This window comes from Leeuwenhoekiella obamensis, assembly GCF_055391795.1.
Genome location: NZ_AP029251.1, coordinates 3,104,695 through 3,125,303 on the forward strand (window position 1 = coordinate 3,104,695; position 20,609 = coordinate 3,125,303).

A 20,609-nucleotide genomic window follows, 5' to 3' on the forward strand; every position below is an offset into this window, starting at 1 on the left:
ATTTCATCTCTTTCAAAGTGTTGCAAATCAAAAACTAAGATGCTTTTGATACTGCAAAATTAAGAAAGATTTAAGATAATCAAATCTTTAAGTGTTAAATGTTTTAACGTTTTGGCTACAGCCAAAATATCTTATAAGCAAAACTTAACTCTTAAAACGATCGCTTCTCAAGGAATACAACTAATTTTAACCCAAAATATATAAAGAACTTAATGCCAAGAAAGAAAAGAAGAAGGGCTACTAGTAAAATTGCAGGTCTCTCAAAAAAGATCCTTCAAATCTTACAGAAGGATGCTGGGAAGAGTTTTAACCATAAACAGATCGCTGCAAAGCTTCAGGTTAACGATCCTAATAGTCGTAACCAGATCGTAAAAGAACTCACTCAACTGGCTGCAAAAAAACAAATTGAAGAAAAAGGTAGAGGTCAATATAGCTTTGAGGATAATCGCAATTATCACAAAGGGATCATGGATGTTTCTTCAAGAGGTGGAGGTTATGTGATCGTAGAAGGGATGGAAAATGATATTTACATTCCCGCTTCTGGCATGAATAGAGCGCTTAATGGTGATGAGGTAGAAGTCTTTATTTACAAACAACGCCGTAGCAAGAAGCATGAAGGTGAGGTAGTTAAAGTTCTTAAACGCAAAACAGAAGAGTTTGTAGGTGTAATACAAATACAGAAGAATTTTGCTTTTGTTAATACGTCTAACGAGGGTAAAATGTACACAGACATTTTTGTCCCTATCAAGAAAATAGGCGATGCAGAAGATGGTGATAAAGTATTAGTAAAAATTGAAGACTGGCCAGAAAAGGCCGATTCACCCTTCGGTAAAGTTTTAAAAGTGCTAGGTAAACCTGGCGAACATAATACTGAAATTTTCTCCATCTTAGCGCAATATGGCTTGCCTACAGAGTTTCCGCATGAGGTAGAGAAATTTGCAAATAATCTGGATACTACGATACAACCAGAAGAAATTGCAAAACGTAGAGATATGCGTGATACGCTAACCTTTACCATTGACCCTGCAGATGCTAAAGACTTTGATGATGCATTGAGTTTTAAAACCCTTGAAAATGGTAACTACGAAGTAGGAATTCACATTGCAGATGTTTCGCATTATTTACAGCCAGGAAGTATTCTAGATGATGAGGCTTATGAGCGAGCAACATCAATTTATCTTGTAGATAGAGTAGTGCCTATGCTGCCAGAAGTACTTTCAAACAATGCTTGTTCACTGCGACCCAATGAAGAAAAATATACTTTCTCTGCTGTTTTTGAGATAGATAAGAAAAACGCTAAGGTTAAAGATCAATGGTTTGGTAGAACGGTAACCTACAGCGACGCGCGTTTTGCTTATGAAGAAGCACAGCAAATCATTGAGTCTGGTAATGGTATTATTCCTGCAGATATTTCCCTTACGGGGAAAGAATATGAAGCAGATCCCGCCATTGTTGAAGCTACTTTAGAACTTGATAGATTGGCAAAAATCCTGCGTAATGAACGCATGGCGCACGGTGCGATCTCCTTTGACAAAGTTGAAGTAAAATTCAATCTGGATGACAACAATGAGCCTACCGGAGTGTACTTCAAAACTTCAAAAGACGCTAATAAACTCATAGAAGAGTTCATGCTTCTCGCAAACAGAAAAGTAGCAGAATTCATTGGTAAACAAGATCCTAAAAAGACATTTGTTTATCGTATTCACGATGAACCTAATGACGAAAAATTAGCAGCGCTTCAAAATATTGCTGGTCGTTTTGGGTACAAAATGAATTTAAAAGACCGAAAATCTGTAACCAGTTCGCTGAACAATTTACTTACAGAAGTTGTAGGTAAAAAAGAGCAAAACCTTATAGATACACTTGCCGTAAGAACGATGAGTAAAGCGGTGTATAGCACAGATAACATAGGCCATTATGGGCTAGCTTTTGATTATTATACACACTTTACTTCGCCCATTCGTAGATATCCAGATGTAATGGTTCACAGACTTTTACAACATTATCTTGATGGTGGTAAATCTGCAAACGAAGAAGAATATTCAGATAAATGTAAACACAGTAGCGATCAAGAATATTTCGCTACAAGCGCCGAAAGAGACTCTATAAAATACATGCAAGTTAAGTTTATGCAAGACCATAAAGATGAGACTTTCTTGGGGGTAATTTCTGGAGTTACAGAGTGGGGAATTTATGTTGAGATCATTGATAATAAATGTGAGGGCATGATACGCTTACGCGAAATCAAAGGCGATCATTACGATTTTGATCCAGAACAGTTTGCCATTGTGGGACGCAATACAAAACATGTCATCACGTTAGGAGATGAAGTGTATGTAAAAGTGAAAGAAGCAGATCTTGTGAAGAAACATCTAGACTTCACTTTAGTAGGAACAAAACAAGAAGTAGAAAACTGATTCTTTAAAACTGCTGTAACACTGCAATATTTTCATTGTCATTACATTAAACGATTTAAAGATCTTACCATGAAACCATTTGCACTACTTATATTTTTTATTACAACTTTGGCTATAGCCCAAAATCCCAGAACTCAAGAAGTAGGAGATTTTAATGAAGTTAAAGTGTATGATAGAATGACCGTTAAACTTGTAAAGAGCGATGAGAATAAAGTCGTTCTATCTGGTCAGGATATAGATGATATCGTCATTGTTAACAAAGATGGTATTCTAAAGATCAGAATGGAAATTGAAAACAGTTTTGACGGTGATAAAACCTTTGTAGAAGTGCATTATAAAGGTCTTGATATCATAGATGGCAACGAAGGTTCACTAATTATTGCAAACGAACTTATAGAACAAGATGAGATCGAGATTCGCACGCAAGAAGGCGCTCGTGTAAATGCTGGTCTTAATGTAAAAGAAGTAAATCTTAGAGCTGTTACCGGTGGCATGATACAAGCAAATGGTAATGCAACAACACAAAACATAGAGCTAAACACCGGCGGTATTTTTATGGGTAAGGATTTTGAAACCGAAACCACAAATATTAGAATTCAGGCTGGGGGAGAAGCAGATATTAACGCTTCAAAACTAGCCGATATTAAGATTCGTGCTGGCGGTGATGTTTATGTTTATGGTCATCCGCAAGAGATACGTCAAAATAAATTCATTGGCGGGAAGGTTAAAGAGATGCGTTAATATTGAACACATTTTAGCTAACTTTGTGAGAAATACTTAATTTCTCGCATGCTTCAGGATCTTTCAGCTGCAATTCCTTTAGGTTTTTTATTAGCGTTTATGGTAGGACCCGTTTTCTTCGTTCTGCTAGAAACTGCTGCATTAAAGGGTTTTAGAGCTGCTTTGATCTTTGATATTGGCGTTATTACTGCAGATATTTGCTTCATCTGCATCGCTTATTTTAGTACAAATAGGATACTTGTAAACATTAAAGATGATCCAGGATTATTCATTTTTGGCGGTATGTTACTCGCTACTTATGGCATAATCTCTTATCTCAAAGCAAATAAATTACCGGTAGACGATACACAACATCCCACGGTAATTATGAGTAAGCGCAATTATCTAGGCATGATGCTTAAGGGCTTTTTGCTCAACTTTATTAACATCGGTGTACTGGGTTTTTGGTTAGGAATGTTGCTTTTTGCAGGACCTACATTAGACATGGATCCAGAACGTATTTTCTTTTTCTTTGCCTTTATTTTATTAACCTATCTTACCATAGATGTCTTTAAAATATTATTAGCAAAGCGTTTAAGGAGTAGGCTTACGCCAAAACGTATCATGATTTTCAAAAAAGGAATAAGCATAGCGATGATCGTTTTTGGAGCGATATTTATTTTTAAAGGATTGTTTCCTTCAGAGCTCAATAAACTTGAAGACAAGTTAGAAGAAGTAACACCAGAGCTCAGCGAATATCAAAAAATTCACATAACAGACGATTCTGTTTAAAACAAAAAAAGCTTCCCGATAAAGGAAGCTTTCTTTTTTTGAGGTGTCGAGCGGATTCGAACCGCTGTACGTGGTGTTGCAGACCACTGCCTAGCCACTCGGCCACGACACCCTTTTTATTAGGTGGGCAAATTTACGCAAATTCTTCGGTTATCAAAGCCCTTATCTACTTTTGCTCATAGATACGCTCACAGAACCCACATCTCCACCTATCGGCGGATTGATTTTACTTACCTCTACAGTCGCTTCTGTAAGCTGGTCTATTTCGGCGAAAGCCCTGTCTAATACACGTCTACAAACAGTTTCTAACAATTTGCTGCGTATCGCCATTTCTTCTTTCACTATTTTATTAAGATGCACATAATCTACAGTATCTTCTAGATTATCTGTGATAGATGGCTCGTGTAAATCTGCTTTTACGGTAAGATCAACTCTGTATTCAGAGCCTATTTGACCTTCTTCTATCAGGCAACCATGATAGGCATAAACCCTGATATCGTTAAGTTTTATTGTTCCCATGAGGGGCAAAGATAACGCTATTAGACTTCTAAATAAATAGCTATTAATGCGGTGTTCGTCCAAGGCTATTTTTAGTAATTTTACCGCTTATAACAACAAGTTATGGCAGAAGAATATAAGCCTCTTAATTTCTTAGAGCAGATTGTAGAAGAAGATCTTTCAAACGATTATAAAGTAGATGATCTACGTTTTAGATTTCCACCAGAACCTAATGGGTATTTACACATAGGCCATTGTAAGGCTATTTGTATAAACTTTGGGCTAGGTGAGAAGTATAATGCGCCGGTTAATTTACGTTTTGACGATACAAACCCTAGTAAAGAAGAACAAGAATATGTAGATGCTATCCAGGAAGATATCGCCTGGTTAGGATTTAAATGGGATAAGGTTTGTTACTCTTCAGATTATTTCCAGAAGTTGTATGACTGGGCTATTAAATTGATCAAAGAAGGTAAGGCTTATGTAGATTCTCAATCTAGCGAAGCCATGGCAGAACAAAAGGGAACACCTACAGAGCCAGGAAGTAATAGTCCTTTTCGCGATCGCAGCTTAGAAGAAAATCTAGAGCTTTTTGAGCAAATGAAGAATGGTGATTTTCCAGAAGGAGTTCACGTGCTTCGTGCAAAAATAGATATGCAATCTCCTAATATGTTGATGCGTGATCCTATAATGTATCGCGTTATGCATAAAGCACATCACCGCACAGGTAATGAATGGTGCGTTTACCCAATGTATGACTGGGCGCATGGTGAGAGCGATTATGTAGAACAAGTGAGTCACAGTTTATGCTCGCTAGAATTTAAACCGCATCGCGAATTGTATGATTGGTTTAAAGATGAAGTTTATGAAGGTGGCTTAAAGCCAAAACAACGCGAGTTTGCTCGTCTTAACTTGAGTTATACGATAATGAGTAAGCGCAAGCTTTTAAAACTTGTGCAAGAAGGTATTGTAACCGGTTGGGACGATCCTAGAATGCCTACTATTTCTGGTATAAGAAGAAGAGGATATACACCTACGGCAATAAGAAACTTTATAGATGCAGTGGGCGTTGCAAAACGTGATAATGTTATAGATGTTTCTTTATTAGAGTTTCATGTGCGTGAAGATCTTAACAAGACGGCACCACGAGTTATGGCTGTTCTAGATCCTGTAAAACTAGTAATAGATAATTATCCAGAAGGAGAAGAAGAGTGGCTAGAAGCAGAAAATAATCCTGAAGATGATGCTGCAGGATTCAGACAAGTTCCTTTTAGCAAAGAATTGTACATAGAGCGAGACGATTTTAAAGAAGAAGCAAATAGAAAATACTTCCGTTTAACGCTAGGTAAAGAAGTGCGTTTAAAGAATGCATACATCATTAAAGGTGAGTCTGTAGAGAAAGATGAGAATGGTAATATCACAACCATTCATTGTACTTATGATCCAGATTCTCGTAGCGGTAGTGGTACAGAAGCTAGCATGCGCAAGGTAAAGGGAACGCTGCATTGGGTGAGTACAAAACATGCAGTAGAGGCAGAAGTAAGATTGTATGATCGTCTCTTTAGCCATGAAGCACCAGATGGTGATAAAGAAAAAGATTATATGGATTTCTTAAATCCTAATTCTCTAGAAGTGATCACCGGTTATCTTGAACCATCGCTGGCAGAAGCAAAACCTATGGAAGAGTTTCAGTTTCAACGTATGGGTTATTTTAATGTTGATAAAGACAGCACTGCAGATAAGTTAGTTTTCAATCGTACGGTGGGTCTTCGTGATACTTGGGCAAAAATGGCTTCAAAAAGCGAGGCTCCTAAGCAGCAACCAAAAAAGCAAGCTCCTCAGCACAATATTTCCGCTTTAAGCGAAATAAAGAAAGTAGGGAAGAAGCTAGGTCAACTTCCTGATGAAAAGCGCTTAAATGCCATCGCAAACATCCAGAACTGGGCAAAAGAGGTAGATTATGAAGAATTACAACCTTTATTTGAAACTTCGGCTAAAAAGGTAGGAACCTTACTTGCCACGCTTGAAACTTTAAAGGTTTTAATAAGCCTGGATAAAGCAGATAAACATGCTCCTGAGGTAGAAGAATTTTTTAGCAAGATCAAAGAATCTGGTAATCACTTGTTGATAGAATCGTTAGATTCTCTGTAGATCAGGTTTTAATTGTAGAGTTTTAGCATTTATTTAAGGTTGATAATCATTTTATTAACCGGTTATTAACGGAGATTGCCAGAGTACTCCCATATCTTTGAGATTCAATTAAACGGTTACTCATTTTAAAAAACAATCACCATGTCTAAAACAGGAAATACAATTTTAGCTTTAATCACTGGTGCTGCAATAGGTGCAGGACTAGGTTTATTATACGCTCCAGAAAGTGGAGATAAAACAAGAAAGAAAATTGCAAAAGGAGCAAAGGATGCTAAGAAGAAATTTGACCAGCAGGTTAAAGAAACTTCTCAAAGTTTAAGCGAGTCTGCTTCTCATGCAAAGAAAACCTTTGATAAAAAATTAGAAGCTACTCTTAGCGCTGCTAGCGAAAAAGCTGACGATGTGATCTTAGCGATGGAGAAGAAACTTGAAGAACTAAGAGAAAAGAACGCTAAGTTAGCCCACAAAGCAGAGCAAGAGGTTAAAACTGAAACTGTAAAACCAAAACCAGCTTCTGTATAAACCGAATAGAACTATAGTTAATGGCTTTTCAAAAAGTATCAGATAAGATTGACACTCTTTCTAACGATGTTAAAACATATATAGACAGCACTGTAGAATACTACAAACTGTTCATATTTAAAAAGGGTGTAAAATCAGTTATAAATGTGACGAACATGGTTATCATGGGCGTCATTTTTTTGATTTTTCTTGCCTTTTTATCAATTGCTGCAGCGATCATGATCGGTGAAGCGATGGATAATGAAAGCGCAGGATTCTTTATTGTAGCTGCTTTTTACTTTGTTGTTCTTATCATCTTTATGGCTGTAGGAAAACCATTTATTCAAAAGCTTATCCTTGAGAAAACCTCTGAGTCATTCTTTAAAATGAATGATGAACTTAACAGCGTTAAGAAAAAGGAGCAACAATTAAATCATATTGAACAATCTACAGAATCACAGCATGAAGTCTTATAGTAATTTTGAAGAAATAGATAGAGATCTACAGATCAAGAAGCTTCAAAATCAAATTGATAGAGAGCAGATCAAACTAGATGTTCATGAAATTAAAAAAACACTGTCTCCAGTGGCATTTATTGCAAATCTTACCGGTTCTATCGCAGAACGTGCATTTGTAGTAAAGGCGGTAAATACCATCTTAGGCGTTACTCGTGTTAAAAAGGTAAATAAAACTAAAGAGGCAGATGCTAAGTTAGAAGAGAAGAAATAGTTTTTTGGCTTAAAGCCAAAAGCAAAAAAGCGGCCCTACAAGGCCGCTTTTCTTATTTTATATAGTATCATCAATATTCACATCATCGTCATAACCACCTCTAGATTTAGGTGATTTTTTCTTTGGTGCGATACCGTTTTTCTCGTTTTGCTTTTTCATTTCTTCACCTATCTTATTAGAAGCTACAAAACTTGCGATCATATTGTTTAGCATGTCGCTACCAGCTTGTGGATTGTTAGGTAACAAAATAAGATTAGTATTTGTTTCTTCACCGATGCTTTGCAGCGTATCATAATGCTGTGTAACAACGATCAAAGCAGAAGCTTCTTGAGAATTAATACCTACGTTGTTAAGAACATCAACACTTTCTTCAAGACCACGAGCGATCTCACGACGCTGATCTGCGATACCTTGACCTTGTAAACGCTTACTCTCGGCCTCTGCACGCGCTTTTGCAACGATCTTAATACGTTCTGCCTCTGCTTCATACTCAGCAGCTACTTTTTCGCGCTCAGCGGCATTAATACGGTTCATAGCAGCTTTTACCTGCATATCAGGATCAATGTCTGTTACAAGCGTTTTAATGATGTCATAACCATAATCCGTCATCGCTTCATTAAGTTCGCCTTTTACAGCAATTGCGATATCATCTTTACGTTCAAAAACGTCATCAAGTTTCATCTTTGGCACTTCTGCACGCACCACGTCAAAAACGTAAGAAGTGATTTGATCTTGTGGACTTTCTAGTTTATAAAAAGCATCATAAACTGCAAGTTTAACCACCTGGAATTGCACCGAAATTTTAAGTCTAACAAATACATCATCTTTTGTTTTTGTTTCAACAATTACGTCCAACTGTTGGATTCTAAGATTCACACGGCCGGCAACGCGATCTATGATCGGTATTTTCATTTGCAGACCAGAATTTCTCACGCTTGTAAATTTTCCTAAGCGTTCAATTACTGCAGCCGTTTGTTGTTTCACGATAAAGAAAGAGGAGAACAACAAGACGATCGCAAAAAATGCAACTACGTATAATAAATATTCTGTCATGGTTATGATGGTTTATAGATTGATAATCAATTTAAGTAAAAATCTACCGTATATGTATGTGAAAAACAGATTTTGTTACATAAAAAAACCTCACAACGTTAATGCTGTGAGGTTTTATATTTTTATGCCTTTCGGCGAAAGCTACAATGTCTGGATCGCAAAACGTAAACGTTCAAGCGTTTTTGATTTGCCAATTAATGACATGATCTCAAAAACATCTGGACCTTTCATTTCGCCCACAAGGCTTAGTCTTAAAGGTTGCATTACTTTACCAAAACCAACACCTTTTTCTTGGATCCATGGTTTTACAACGGCTGCTAAATTTTCTGCAGAAAAATCATCGATGTTGTTAATAACCTCAGTAAGTTCTGTCATAAGATCACCGGTATCTTCTTTCCAGGCTTTTTTTGCAGCTTTATCATCGTATGTTGTAGGTCGCTCAAAAAAGAAATTACCGCTATCCCAAAGATCTGCTACAAAAACTGCTCTTTCTTTAATTAGGTGAACCACTTTAGCCACATACGTATCAGATTCTGTGATGTCTTTTTCTTCAAGATAATCTAAGAATGCTTTAGTGATCGTAGGTTCGTCTAGCATTTGCAGATGCTGCTGCTGGAACCATTTTGTCTTTTCAGGATCAAATTTTGCTCCGCCTTTATGTACTTTTTCAAGATCAAAGTCTTGTACAAGTTCTGCTAAAGTGTACACTTCTTTTTCAGTTCCTGGATTCCAACCTAAGAATGCAAGGAAGTTAACAACGGCTTGTGGTAAATAGCCATCTTCTCTGTAACCTGTAGAAATATCGCCGGTTTTAGGATCTTTCCATTGCAATGGAAAAACAGGGAATCCCATTTTATCACCATCACGTTTGCTTAATTTTCCTTTTCCCACTGGCTTCATGATCAACGGAAGATGAGCAAATTGTGGCGCATCCCAACCAAAAGCTCTGTATAAAAGAACATGCAAAGCCATGGATGGTAACCATTCTTCACCACGAATTACATGAGAGATCTCCATTAAATGATCATCAACAATGTTTGCTAAATGATATGTAGGCATACCATCTGCTTTAAAAAGTACTTTATCATCAAGGATGTTTGTATCTATTTCCATAGATCCGCGGATGATGTCTTGTAGAAAAAGTCTTTCGTTTTGTGGTGATTTAAAACGTATCACATATTCTTCGCCAGTGTCAATTCTTTGTTGTGTTTCTTCTTGAGAAAGATTTAATGAATTGTCTAGCGTGTTTCGATTATGCCAATTGTATATAAAGGTTTCACCTTTTTCTTCTGCTTCTTTGCGTTTTTCATCTAGCGATTCTGCCGTGTCAAATGCATAGTAAGCATTGTTTGTTTCTATCAGCTTTTCGGCGAAAGCCTTATACTTATTCTTGCGCTCACTCTGGCGATAAGGACCATAACCACCTTCTTTACCAGGACCCTCGTCATAAGGAATGTTGCACCAGTTTAGTGCATCAATTATGTATTGTTCTGCACCTTCTACATATCTATTTTGATCTGTATCTTCTATACGCAACACAAATGTTCCGCCTAGTTTTTTTGCAAAAAGGTAGTTGTATAAAGCAGTACGTACGCCACCTATGTGAAGTGGTCCCGTAGGGCTGGGGGCAAATCGCACTCTTACATCCTGAGCCATAATCTTGTTTTTATTAAGAGTGCAAAGATAAAGTTTTGTGGTAAGCTTGTAATAAATAGGTGGTTTGTTAAGACTAAATTTGCAGTGCAGTGGTATACTATTAATTTGTAGTTTTAGTTCTGTAACTGTAATCGTACATAGAAGTTATTATAAATGAGTAGGCTGGAGCAAAAAATTGAGGGATTTATACGCAAGTATTACACTAACGAATTGTTGCGTGGTCTCATATTTTTTGTTGCAATAGGTGTTAGTTACTTTTTGATAACACTTGTTATTGAATATTTTCTTTGGCTTAATCCTGCTGGCCGCGCTGTTTTGTTCTGGTCTTATGTGGCTGTAGAGACTTTGCTTTTTGTGCGATTTATTTGCTTGCCGCTTGCCAGACTTTTTAAACTTACTAAAGGTATTGACATCAATCAGGCATCTGTGATGATAGGTGATCATTTTCCTGAGGTGAGTGATAAATTGATCAACACGCTGCAATTGCAAAGCAATGCCAATTCTGATCTTGCTCTTGCAAGTATTAAACAGCGAAGCAAAGAACTAGAGCCTATCCCATTTTCTCTGGCTGTAAATTATAAGAAGAATGGTAAGTATTTAAAATGGTTGTTGATCCCAGTAATTATTTTTTTGATCGTTAATTTTTCGACAGATTCTACTGCTTTTGGTAACAGTTATGATCGCGTTGTGAATTATAAAACGGCTTATGAACTACCAGCGCCATTTTCGTTTTTTGTGGTTACAGATAGTTTAACCGCTTTAGAAGGGCAGAAGTTTACCATAGAAGTAAATACTGAAGGTTCACAAATTCCTGATGGTGCTCAGATTCATTTTGGCGAAAGCCAATTCTTTATGAAAAAGAATAGCACCGGGAGATTTACATACACCATTGAGCGTCCTGAAAATGACATGGAATTTTATTTCACTGCAAATGATGTAACTTCCAGACCGTATACGCTTAAGGTAATCAAGACGCCGTTTGTTTCTAGTTTTTTAATGCATTTAAATTATCCTGCGCACACTGGTAAATTGAATGAGACTGTTGAAAATTCTGGTAATATCATTGTACCCGAAGGCACGAAAATCAGTTGGGAATTAGAAGCTCTCGAAACTTCAAATATTGAGTGGATCTCTAGAGATACAACGCTGGCTTTTACAAAAGAAAATATTGGTTTTACGCTTTCGCGAAATGTTTACAAAAACACGCCATACAGTATTACTACAAGCAACGAATCTTTGCAGCGTTACGAATCGCTGAATTATGAAGTAAGAACTATTGCCGATGCATTTCCTGAGATAGAAATCGAAATGAAAAAGGATACCGTGGATGGTTTACAAAACTATCACTATGGCAAAGTATATGACGATTACGGACTTAGAAGTTTAAAGTTGGTTTATTTCCCTGAAAATGATAAACAAAATACTATATCAGAGAGTATAGATATCACTAAATCAACTGTTTATAATTTTGTAAACGCATTTCCTGGCAATTTACCGCTTCAAGAAGGTGTTTCTTATTCGTATTATTTTCAGGTTGCAGATAATGATGCTATTCATGGATTTAAGACGAGTAGGAGTGAGACATTTAATTACAAGAAATTATCGCAAGATGAGTTGCAGCAACAGCAATTGCAGCAACAACAAAAATCTATTTCTGGCCTAGATCAATCTGTAAAGAAGTTTGACAAACAATCTCTAGAACTTGATAAACTCAAGGATCTTCAGAAGGAGAAGTCAGACCTTAATTATAACGATAGACAAAGGCTGAAATCTTTTCTCGAAAGACAAAAACAACAAGATAAAATGATGCGTGAGTTTTCTCAAAACTTGCGTAAGAATCTAGAAGATTTTAATAAACAACCAGATCAAAAGGATATCACAAATGATATTCTTCAAGAACGTCTTATAGAAAATGAAGATGTTTTAAAACAACGTGAAGAGTTGTTAGAAGATTTGAAGGAATTACAAGATAAAATGAACAAAGAAGAGCTTAGTGAGAAGCTTGATGAATTGTCAAAACAGAACAGTAATTCTAAACGCAGTTTAAAACAACTTGTAGAATTGACTAAGCGTTTTTACCTACAGAAAAAAATTGAGCGCATAGGTAAAGACATGAAAGATTTAGGTCAGAAGCAAGAGGATCTTGCAAATGATAAAGAGAAAAATTCTTCATTAGAGCAGAAGATGATCAATGAAGAATTTAAGAAGTTAGAAAAGGAATTAAACGAACTTAAGAAAGAGAGCGAGGATCTTTCAGCACCTATGGAAATTCCAGAAGATGTTCCGTTACAAGAATCAATTAAAGAGGATCAACGTGATGCTGAAGAAATGCTTGAGGATAGTGAACAACAAGATTCTTCTCAACAGCAACAGCAGGACGCACAGAAAAAGCAAAAGCAGGCTGGCGCAAAAATGAAGAAACTTAGCAGTCAGATGTCTGCTCAAATGATGCAATCTAGTGGTAAGAAATTGCAGGAAGATGCGAATATGCTTCGTCAGATTTTGGATAATCTTTTAGAGTTTTCTTTTCAAGAAGAGAAACTTATGGATAAGTTCAAAACGATGGACAATCGCAATCCTAAGTATTCTTCAAATTTAATTCAGCAAGGTGAACTTAAAGAGAATTTTGAGCATATAGACGATAGTTTATTTGCGCTTTCTTTACGCCAACCCGACATAGAAGAGATCATAAATTCACAGTTGACTAATGTTGATTTCTATATTAACAAGGCCATCGAAGATCTTTCTGAAAATCGTGTTGGACCGGGTGTTGGGAGACAGCAATATGTGGTCACCGGCGCAAACACGTTGGCAGAATTATTGTCTGATGTTTTAGACAACATGAACAACCAGATGATGCAGATGGGTAAGAGTGGTTCTGGTAAACCTACACCGGGTCAGTCTGGCCAAGGTCAAGGTCAGCAGTTGAGTGATATCATAATGTCCCAACAAGAAATTAATGATAAATTAGGTAAAGGCGCTCAAGCCGAAAAGGAATCAGATGAGAACAATTCTGGTAAAGGAAAAGGTGATAAAGAAGGAGGAGATTCTCCCGGAAACAAAACTGGTCAACAAGGTAAAGATGGTCAAGGTTCTGCAGGTAATAGTGGCGACGGAATCTCTGAACAACAAATGGAAGAACTGTTTGAAATATATAAGCAGCAACAAGAGATCAGAAAGCAATTAGAAGATTATATTGAGGATAATGATCTAAGAGAAGAGGCTGGTAATTTGTTACAAGAAATGGAACAGGCGGAAAATGATCTTTTAGAGAATGGGCTTAATTCTGAGAGTAGAAATAGATTGAATAATATTCAGCATCAATTAATGAAATTAAAAGATGCCGAAAACGAACAAGGAGAAGATAATAATAGAACTGCGAGAACTAATTATGACGTTTATGAAGATGAGCCTGTAGATTTCAGTCCACAAGCCGCCGAGTATTTCAATAATAAAGAAATTCTGAATCGAGATAATCTTCCTTTACAGAGTAATTTTAAACTTAAGGTTCAACAGTATTTTAGTAAAAAAGATGATTGAGTTTAGTAGTCAGAATGACTTTGAGGTTCCTAACGAAGCAATTATTTCAGATTGGTTGGAGAAGGTAGCTTCTGCAGAAGGTTTTCAAGTAGGTGAATTAGGTTATGTTTTTTGTTCTGACGAATATCTTCTGGATATAAATCAGAAGTTTTTAGATCATGATACTTACACAGATATTATAACTTTTGACTACAGTCAAGACAATATAATCGCCGGTGAAATTTATATCAGTACAGATAGAGTAGAGGAAAATGCGGCTGAATTTTCTGTAGATTTTCTTCATGAATTGAAGAGAGTTTTAGTTCACGGCGTTTTGCATTTGTGTGGATACAAAGACAAATCTGAAGAAGAAGCGCAGTTAATGCGTGCTAAAGAGAATGAATATTTAAGTATTCAATCTTAGTTTTTTAAGGCGCTTACATTATTTTATCTTTGCGCCCGTTTTCAAGAAAATGATTGTATAATTCTTTTAATGTTTCACGTGGAACAATGAGTTTTTTTAAAGATACATATGATGTGATTGTGGTAGGTGCGGGTCACGCTGGTTGCGAGGCTGCTGCTGCTGCTGCGAATATGGGAAGCAAGACGCTGTTGGTTACTATGAATCTACAAACCATTGCTCAGATGTCTTGTAACCCTGCTATGGGAGGAATTGCAAAAGGACAGATCGTTCGTGAAATTGATGCCCTTGGTGGCTACAGCGGAATCGTTTCTGACAAAACCGCAATCCAATTCAAGATGCTAAACAAATCTAAGGGTCCGGCAATGTGGAGTCCTAGAGTGCAAAGTGATAGAATGCGCTTTGCGGAAGAGTGGCGATTGATGTTAGAGAATACTCCTAATCTTGATTTTTATCAAGAGATGGTTAATGGATTATTGGTAGAAGGAGATGCTGTTGTAGGGGTAAGAACTGCTCTTGGTCTTGAAGTACGCGGTAAAACTGTTGTACTTACAAACGGTACTTTTTTAAATGGTTTGATCCATATAGGTGAGAAGCAATTTGGTGGTGGTAGAGCAGGAGAGAGAGCTGCAACTGGTATTACAGAACAACTTGTTGGTCTAGGTTTTGATTCTGGTAGAATGAAAACTGGAACGCCTCCTCGTGTTGATGGTCGCTCTTTGGATTTCTTTAAAATGATTGAGCAACCAGGTGATGAAGATCCACAAAAATTCAGTTACTCTGATAAGACTTCTGTCTTAAAAAATCAGCGTTCTTGTCACATGAGTTATACAAGTCCTGAAGTTCACGATTTGCTTCGTGAAGGTTTCGATCGCTCACCAATGTTTAATGGTAGAATTAAATCTACAGGACCTCGTTACTGTCCTTCAATCGAAGATAAAATAAATAGATTTGCAGATAAAGATCGTCATCAGCTTTTTGCCGAACCAGAAGGTTGGGATACATGCGAATATTATATAAACGGATTTTCTACTTCGTTGCCAGAAGATGTTCAAGCAAAAGCTTTGCGTTCTGTAGCTGGTTTTGAAAATGTAAAATTCTTCCGTCCTGGGTATGCAATTGAGTATGATTATTTCCCGCCAACACAGTTAAAGCACACGCTAGAAACTAAACTTGTAAACGGACTTTATTTCGCAGGACAGATCAACGGAACTACGGGTTATGAAGAGGCAGGTTCGCAAGGATTGATGGCAGGAATAAATGCTAGTCTTCAAGCGCAAGAAAAAGATCCTTTTATTCTTAAAAGAAACGAAGCATATATAGGAGTTCTTATTGATGATCTTATCACAAAAGGAACAGAAGAGCCATATCGCATGTTTACTTCTCGAGCAGAATACCGCACGCTTTTGAGACAGGATAATGCAGATATTAGGCTTACGCCAAAAAGTTTTAAAATAGGTCTTGCCAAAGAAGAAAGAATGCAAGCCATGGAAAAAAAGAAATCTCAGGCAGATGATTTGATACATTTCTTTAAAGAAACAAGTCTTGATCCTGAAGAGGCAAATCCTGTTCTTGAAGAAAAAGGTTCTTCTTTGATGAAACAATCTGATAAGATGTTTAAGATTTTTAGTCGTCCACAAGTTACTCTTGAGGAGATGAAGAACTTTAAAGATGTAAAACAATACATCGAAGAGAATGATCTTGGCCAAGAAGTTTTAGAACAGGCAGAGATCAGAGTCAAGTATTCAGGTTATATAGAAAAAGAAAAAGCTAACGCTGATAAATTAAATCGTCTTGAATATATTCAGATTCCTGATGACTTTGATTATTCTAAATTAAAGTCGCTGTCATACGAGGCAAAAGAAAAACTTTCTAAGATTAGACCAACGACAATTTCACAAGCTTCTCGTGTAAGCGGAGTTTCTCCAAGCGATATTTCTGTGATGTTAGTTTACATGGGTCGCTAACGTTTCACGTGAAACATTTTTAATTTCATGCAGGAAAAAGAAGTTTTTCTAACGGTAAAAGATCATTCAGTAAGCGGGGAGGAGTTTGAGTTAATTTATAATGCTCACTACGATCTTCTCAAGACGCATCCACAACCTTCACCTGAAAATTTACCTAAGTATTACGAAAGCGAAGATTACATTTCGCACACAGATGCTTCATCCGGAATTTTCAATAAGACGTACCAGTTTGTAAAAAAATACATGCTGCGCAAAAAGGTGAGGTTGGTAAGTAAGCACACAAACGGAAAATCACTTTTAGATCTTGGAGCTGGTACAGGAGATTTTTTGGCTACAGCCAAAAAACAAAATTTCACAACATCAGGAGTAGAACCAAATTCTGCAGCAAGAAATCTAGCCACAGAAAAAGGAATAGATCTTCACGCTTCAAAAGATGTGTTAGATAAAAAATTTGATGCTATTACGCTTTGGCATGTATTTGAACATTTAGCCGACTTTAAAAAAGAAGCAAAATGGCTCGCAGAACATCTTGAAGAAAATGGTTGTATTGTAATCGCTGTTCCTAATTACAAATCTTACGATGCTAAAAAGTATAAATCAAAATGGGCAGCTTACGATGTGCCTAGACATTTATACAATTTCTCTGAAAAATCTATTAGAACAATTTTTAGCGAAGTGAACTTTGCTTTAGTAGATGTAAAACCTATGTGGTTTGATTCGTTTTATGTTTCTATTCTTTCAGAAAAATATGAAAATTCAAAATTTTCTTTTGTAAAAGGAATTTTCTCTGGTCTTAGATCAAATATTTCTGCATTATCTACCGGCGAGGCTTCATCTCACATTTACATCCTTAAAAAACGCGTTTAAATAGCTTCTAAACGATCTTTAAGTTTAAAATAGGTATTTACTAGTAGATTTTCTGAAAATCGCTTAAACAGTCTAATAAATACCATTATTTTATAGTTTAAATTTATAGATAAAACTAAATAATATAATTTTTATTTATACATCTATATTTGCAACATTTAAGTGATTAAGAAGTCTGTTTTTTTACATTTGTCAAAATTTTTTAAGAAATGAAAAAACTTTTGTTTTTGCCGTTATTGGCAATTATGATCATAAGCTGTGATAAGCAAAAAACAGCTTTTGTAAATACTGAAAAGATCGTTCAGGATTATCAGGAAATGAATGACGCTCGTGACAAGTACACAAAAATGAGCGAAGACATCCAAGCGTCTCTACAACCTAAGATCGATTCTTATGAGACAAAAATGCAGATGTATCAACAAACTGCACAGCGCATGAGTAATGCAGAGCGCGCTCAAAAAGAAGAAGAGATCATGACGTTGCAAAACCAGATAAGAAACGAGCAACAAACTAAATCTCGCAGACTTCAAGAAGAAAGTCAGACAGCAATAGATGATATCGTAAAACGTGTTAAAGATTATATCAAAGAATACGGCGCACGCGAAGGTTATGATTACATCTACGGCCAGAGTGAAACTTCTAGCGGTGTTCTTTATGGTAAAGAAGAATATGATGTAACAGAGAAGATACTTAAAGAACTTAACGATAAGTACACACCATCTGCAACATCAACTCCTGCGGCTACTACACCAGCAGATACAACTGCTACTAAATAAGTAGTAGGTGTTGAGATAAAATTAAAAACCCTGCATTGCGCAGGGTTTTTTTATTGCTTTTTGTGAAGTAAGCGAGTAAGTTTTATAGAGAGATCTGTGAGAATGATCTTAGCATTCCCGTTACGCTCTATGTGGTAAGCGGCGTCTTCTAGTTCTTTTGTGATCTCAAGTATGTTATTGCCGTGAACAAAAGGCGCAAATTTTGCCAGCTCAAATTTGGTCACAGGCTGTAAATACACAAGATTATCTGCTTTATAATTAAGCAACATCGCCTGACGGAAAAAGTCAACACAATAGCTCAAGAAATTCTTTTGCGTTTCGCGACCTTTTGAAGCAATACTTTCGGCCCACGCGATAAGATCTAGGATAGATTTTTTGTTTCCTTTTGCTTTAAATGCGGTGCGCACCCAGGTTACAAACCAGGTTTCAAACTGCTCTTCATCACCGTCACGATGCAAAATATGCAAAGCTGTGTTGTAATCTCCTTGACATTGATGCGCTATTCTTTTGGCTTCAGCCAAAGGAACATCTTCATTCTTTATAAGCGCTTCTTCAATATATGCTTCTCCCATGGGAGGAAAATGCAAAACCTGGCAGCGAGATCGTATCGTTTGTATGATATTTTCTTCGTTTTCTGCTACAAGAATGATCACCGTTTTATCTGGCGGTTCTTCTACCAGTTTAAGCAATTTGTTTGCTGTAGCGGTATTCATTTTTTCGGCCATCCAGACGATAAGCACTTTAAGACCACCTTCGTATGCTTTTAGCGAAAGCGATTTTAAAATATCCTGTGCTTCATCTACACCTATTTGACCTTGCTTGTTCTCAACACCCAGATGTCTGTACCATTCAAAGAGCGTCCCGTATGGATTTTTAGTAAGAAACTCGCGCCACTCTTTTCCAAATTTTGCAGAAACAGCGTGCGTTTTTACTTCTTCTGTGGTTGTAACGGGGAAGGCAAAATGCAGATCTGGATGTGCCATCTGCTGAAATTTAAGATTGCAGGCAGCATTGCCATTTTCATTCTCTCCATTACTATTTTGGCAGATCAAATATTGAGCATAAGCAATTGCTGTGGGAAGAACGCCTCTACCTGGAGGTCCTACAAAAAGTTGTGCGTGTGCAATTCTTCCGCCATCTGCGCTGGTGGTAAGGTGATTAATTATAAATTCCTGCCCTACGATATCCTTAAACAACATGCGCCAAATATAACAGAATTGTAACGTATTAATTATCGCTATCCGCTATATTTGTTGACCTTTTTGCTTTCGCGGAAGCGAAAATGATTAAACTAAACCAAGAAAAAACCAATCAAGGTAATGAAGACAATAAACGATTTTGACTTTAAAGACAAGAAAGCTTTAATACGTGTAGACTTTAACGTGCCACTTAATGACAATCATGAAGTGACAGACACTACAAGAATTGAAGCAGCAAAACCTACCATCGTAAAAATTCTTGAAGATGGCGGTAGCGCTGTGCTTATGTCGCATTTAGGAAGACCTAAAGCGCAAGAAGCAGAATTCTCATTAAAGCATATCGTGTCTAAGGTTTCTGAGATCATCGGCGTGCAAGTAAAATTTGTAGAAGATTGCGTAGGAGCAGAGGCAGAAGCAGCTGCTGCGGCGCTAGAGCCAGGTGAGATCTTGTTACTTGAGAACTTAAGATATTACAACGAGGAGACTGCTGGTGATAAGGCTTTCGCCGAAAAGTTGTCAAAACTGGGAGATATTTATGTGAATGATGCCTTTGGTACAGCTCACAGAGCACATGCTTCTACAACAATCGTAGCAGAGTTTTTCCCTGAAAATAAATGCTTCGGTCTATTGCTTGCAAAAGAGATCGAAAGTCTAGATAAAGTATTGAACAACAATGAAAAACCAGTGCTTGCAATTTTAGGTGGAGCAAAGGTTTCTTCAAAGATCACTGTGATCGAGAACGTGCTAGACAAAGTAGATCACCTTATCATAGGTGGTGGTATGGCATATACTTTTATTAAAGCTCAAGGCGGAAATGTGGGTAGCTCGATCTGTGAAGACGATAAGCAAGAATTAGCACTAGACATCCTTAAACAAGCTGAAGAAAAGAACGTAAAAGTTCACCTTCCTGTAGATGTTGTAGCAGCAGATAGTTTCTCTGAATTTGCAAACACAAAAGTTGAGAATATCTACGAAATCCCTGATGCTTGGCAAGGTCTTGATGCAGGTCCTAAATCACTTGAGAACTTTAAAGACGTTGTGCTAGAGAGCAAAACCATCCTTTGGAACGGTCCTCTAGGAGTTTTTGAAATGAAACCATTCGCAAACGGAACTATAGAGCTAGGTAACTTTATTGACGAGGCTACTCAAAAAGGCGCTTTCTCACTTGTAGGTGGTGGTGATAGTGTAGCTGCTGTGAAGCAATTTGGCTTTGATGACAAAGTAAGTTATGTTTCTACCGGTGGTGGTGCAATGCTAGAAATGCTAGAAGGTAAAACCCTTCCTGGTATTGCAGCTATAGAAGACTAAGAAACAAATAGATATATTAGAAAAGCCAGTGTTCT

General features: G+C 37.0%; 17 protein-coding genes and 1 tRNA gene. 13 read left to right on the top strand and 5 right to left on the bottom strand.

The genetic code is table 11. The annotated features are described in order from the left end of the window. Window positions 1-212: 212 nt before the first annotated feature. The 3 genes from rnr to ACZ5L8_RS13780 all read left to right on the top strand — a co-directional run bounded on the left by rnr (window position 213) and on the right by ACZ5L8_RS13780 (window position 3,929). Entirely contained in the window at window positions 213-2,417 is a 2,205-nt protein-coding gene (gene rnr / locus ACZ5L8_RS13770) for a ribonuclease R (RefSeq protein WP_464438260.1), read from the top strand. 69 nt (window positions 2,418-2,486) lie between these two features. Continuing rightward, complete coding sequence (locus ACZ5L8_RS13775) at window positions 2,487-3,158, top strand: head GIN domain-containing protein (protein WP_464438261.1); 672 nt, start codon at window positions 2,487-2,489, stop codon at window positions 3,156-3,158. Window positions 3,159-3,206: 48 nt separating this feature from the next. Next, the gene (locus tag ACZ5L8_RS13780) at window positions 3,207-3,929 is read left to right on the top strand and encodes a LysE family translocator (RefSeq protein ID WP_464438262.1); all 723 of its coding nucleotides are present in this window, start codon (window positions 3,207-3,209) and stop codon (window positions 3,927-3,929) included. Between the two features lie 41 nt (window positions 3,930-3,970). Here the strand turns inward: ACZ5L8_RS13780 and ACZ5L8_RS13785 are convergent. Both ACZ5L8_RS13785 and folB read right to left on the bottom strand, forming a co-directional pair. Continuing rightward, window positions 3,971-4,041, bottom strand: a tRNA-Cys gene (locus ACZ5L8_RS13785). Window positions 4,042-4,091: 50 nt separating this feature from the next. Next, window positions 4,092-4,448, bottom strand: a complete 357-nt coding sequence (gene folB / locus ACZ5L8_RS13790; RefSeq protein WP_464438263.1) for a dihydroneopterin aldolase — start codon at window positions 4,446-4,448, stop codon at window positions 4,092-4,094. 102 nt (window positions 4,449-4,550) lie between these two features. On the opposite strand from folB, the gene ACZ5L8_RS13795 reads away from it, so the two are divergent. The 4 genes from ACZ5L8_RS13795 (at window position 4,551) to ACZ5L8_RS13810 (ending at window position 7,808) form a co-directional block, all read left to right on the top strand. Beyond that, a complete protein-coding gene (locus ACZ5L8_RS13795; RefSeq protein WP_464438264.1) occupies window positions 4,551-6,578 on the top strand; it encodes a glutamine--tRNA ligase/YqeY domain fusion protein in 2,028 nt (675 codons plus the stop codon). Window positions 6,579-6,719: 141 nt separating this feature from the next. Continuing rightward, window positions 6,720-7,100, top strand: a complete 381-nt coding sequence (locus tag ACZ5L8_RS13800) for a YtxH domain-containing protein (protein ID WP_462600067.1) — start codon at window positions 6,720-6,722, stop codon at window positions 7,098-7,100. Between the two features lie 20 nt (window positions 7,101-7,120). Further along, on the top strand, window positions 7,121-7,555 hold the full coding sequence (locus tag ACZ5L8_RS13805; RefSeq protein ID WP_464438265.1) for a phage holin family protein: 435 nt from the start codon (window positions 7,121-7,123) through the stop codon (window positions 7,553-7,555). Then, window positions 7,542-7,808 carry a DUF6327 family protein gene (locus ACZ5L8_RS13810; protein ID WP_462600065.1) on the top strand — a complete coding sequence of 89 codons (267 nt, stop codon included), beginning with the start codon at window positions 7,542-7,544 and terminating at the stop codon, window positions 7,806-7,808. Before ACZ5L8_RS13805 ends, ACZ5L8_RS13810 begins: the two co-directional genes overlap by 14 nt. A 57-nt stretch (window positions 7,809-7,865) precedes the next feature. Here the strand turns inward: ACZ5L8_RS13810 and ACZ5L8_RS13815 are convergent, their stop codons facing one another. After that, the gene (locus ACZ5L8_RS13815) at window positions 7,866-8,861 is read right to left on the bottom strand and encodes an SPFH domain-containing protein (RefSeq protein WP_464438266.1); all 996 of its coding nucleotides are present in this window, start codon (window positions 8,859-8,861) and stop codon (window positions 7,866-7,868) included. Between the two features lie 141 nt (window positions 8,862-9,002). Then, window positions 9,003-10,517, bottom strand: coding sequence for a glutamate--tRNA ligase (gene gltX / locus ACZ5L8_RS13820; RefSeq protein ID WP_464438267.1), 1,515 nt, complete (start codon window positions 10,515-10,517; stop codon window positions 9,003-9,005). Between the two features lie 153 nt (window positions 10,518-10,670). On the opposite strand from gltX, the gene ACZ5L8_RS13825 reads away from it, so the two are divergent. The 5 genes from ACZ5L8_RS13825 (at window position 10,671) to ACZ5L8_RS13845 (ending at window position 18,067) form a co-directional block, all read left to right on the top strand. Next, the gene (locus ACZ5L8_RS13825) at window positions 10,671-14,057 is read left to right on the top strand and encodes a hypothetical protein (protein ID WP_464438268.1); all 3,387 of its coding nucleotides are present in this window, start codon (window positions 10,671-10,673) and stop codon (window positions 14,055-14,057) included. Then, complete coding sequence (gene ybeY / locus ACZ5L8_RS13830) at window positions 14,050-14,460, top strand: rRNA maturation RNase YbeY (protein ID WP_464438269.1); 411 nt, start codon at window positions 14,050-14,052, stop codon at window positions 14,458-14,460. Before ACZ5L8_RS13825 ends, ybeY begins: the two co-directional genes overlap by 8 nt. A gap of 86 nt (window positions 14,461-14,546) precedes the next feature. Continuing rightward, window positions 14,547-16,424 carry a tRNA uridine-5-carboxymethylaminomethyl(34) synthesis enzyme MnmG gene (gene mnmG / locus ACZ5L8_RS13835; protein ID WP_464438270.1) on the top strand — a complete coding sequence of 626 codons (1,878 nt, stop codon included), beginning with the start codon at window positions 14,547-14,549 and terminating at the stop codon, window positions 16,422-16,424. 27 nt (window positions 16,425-16,451) lie between these two features. After that, window positions 16,452-17,291 carry a class I SAM-dependent methyltransferase gene (locus ACZ5L8_RS13840; protein WP_464438271.1) on the top strand — a complete coding sequence of 280 codons (840 nt, stop codon included), beginning with the start codon at window positions 16,452-16,454 and terminating at the stop codon, window positions 17,289-17,291. A gap of 209 nt (window positions 17,292-17,500) precedes the next feature. After that, a complete protein-coding gene (locus ACZ5L8_RS13845; protein ID WP_464438272.1) occupies window positions 17,501-18,067 on the top strand; it encodes an OmpH/Skp family outer membrane protein in 567 nt (188 codons plus the stop codon). Window positions 18,068-18,117: 50 nt separating this feature from the next. On the opposite strand, the gene ACZ5L8_RS13850 is transcribed toward ACZ5L8_RS13845, so the two are convergent. Beyond that, window positions 18,118-19,266 carry a DNA polymerase III subunit gene (locus ACZ5L8_RS13850; protein ID WP_464438273.1) on the bottom strand — a complete coding sequence of 383 codons (1,149 nt, stop codon included), beginning with the start codon at window positions 19,264-19,266 and terminating at the stop codon, window positions 18,118-18,120. 120 nt (window positions 19,267-19,386) lie between these two features. On the opposite strand from ACZ5L8_RS13850, the gene ACZ5L8_RS13855 reads away from it, so the two are divergent. Further along, a complete protein-coding gene (locus ACZ5L8_RS13855; RefSeq protein WP_462600056.1) occupies window positions 19,387-20,574 on the top strand; it encodes a phosphoglycerate kinase in 1,188 nt (395 codons plus the stop codon). The last annotated feature ends 35 nt before the right edge of the window (window positions 20,575-20,609 follow it).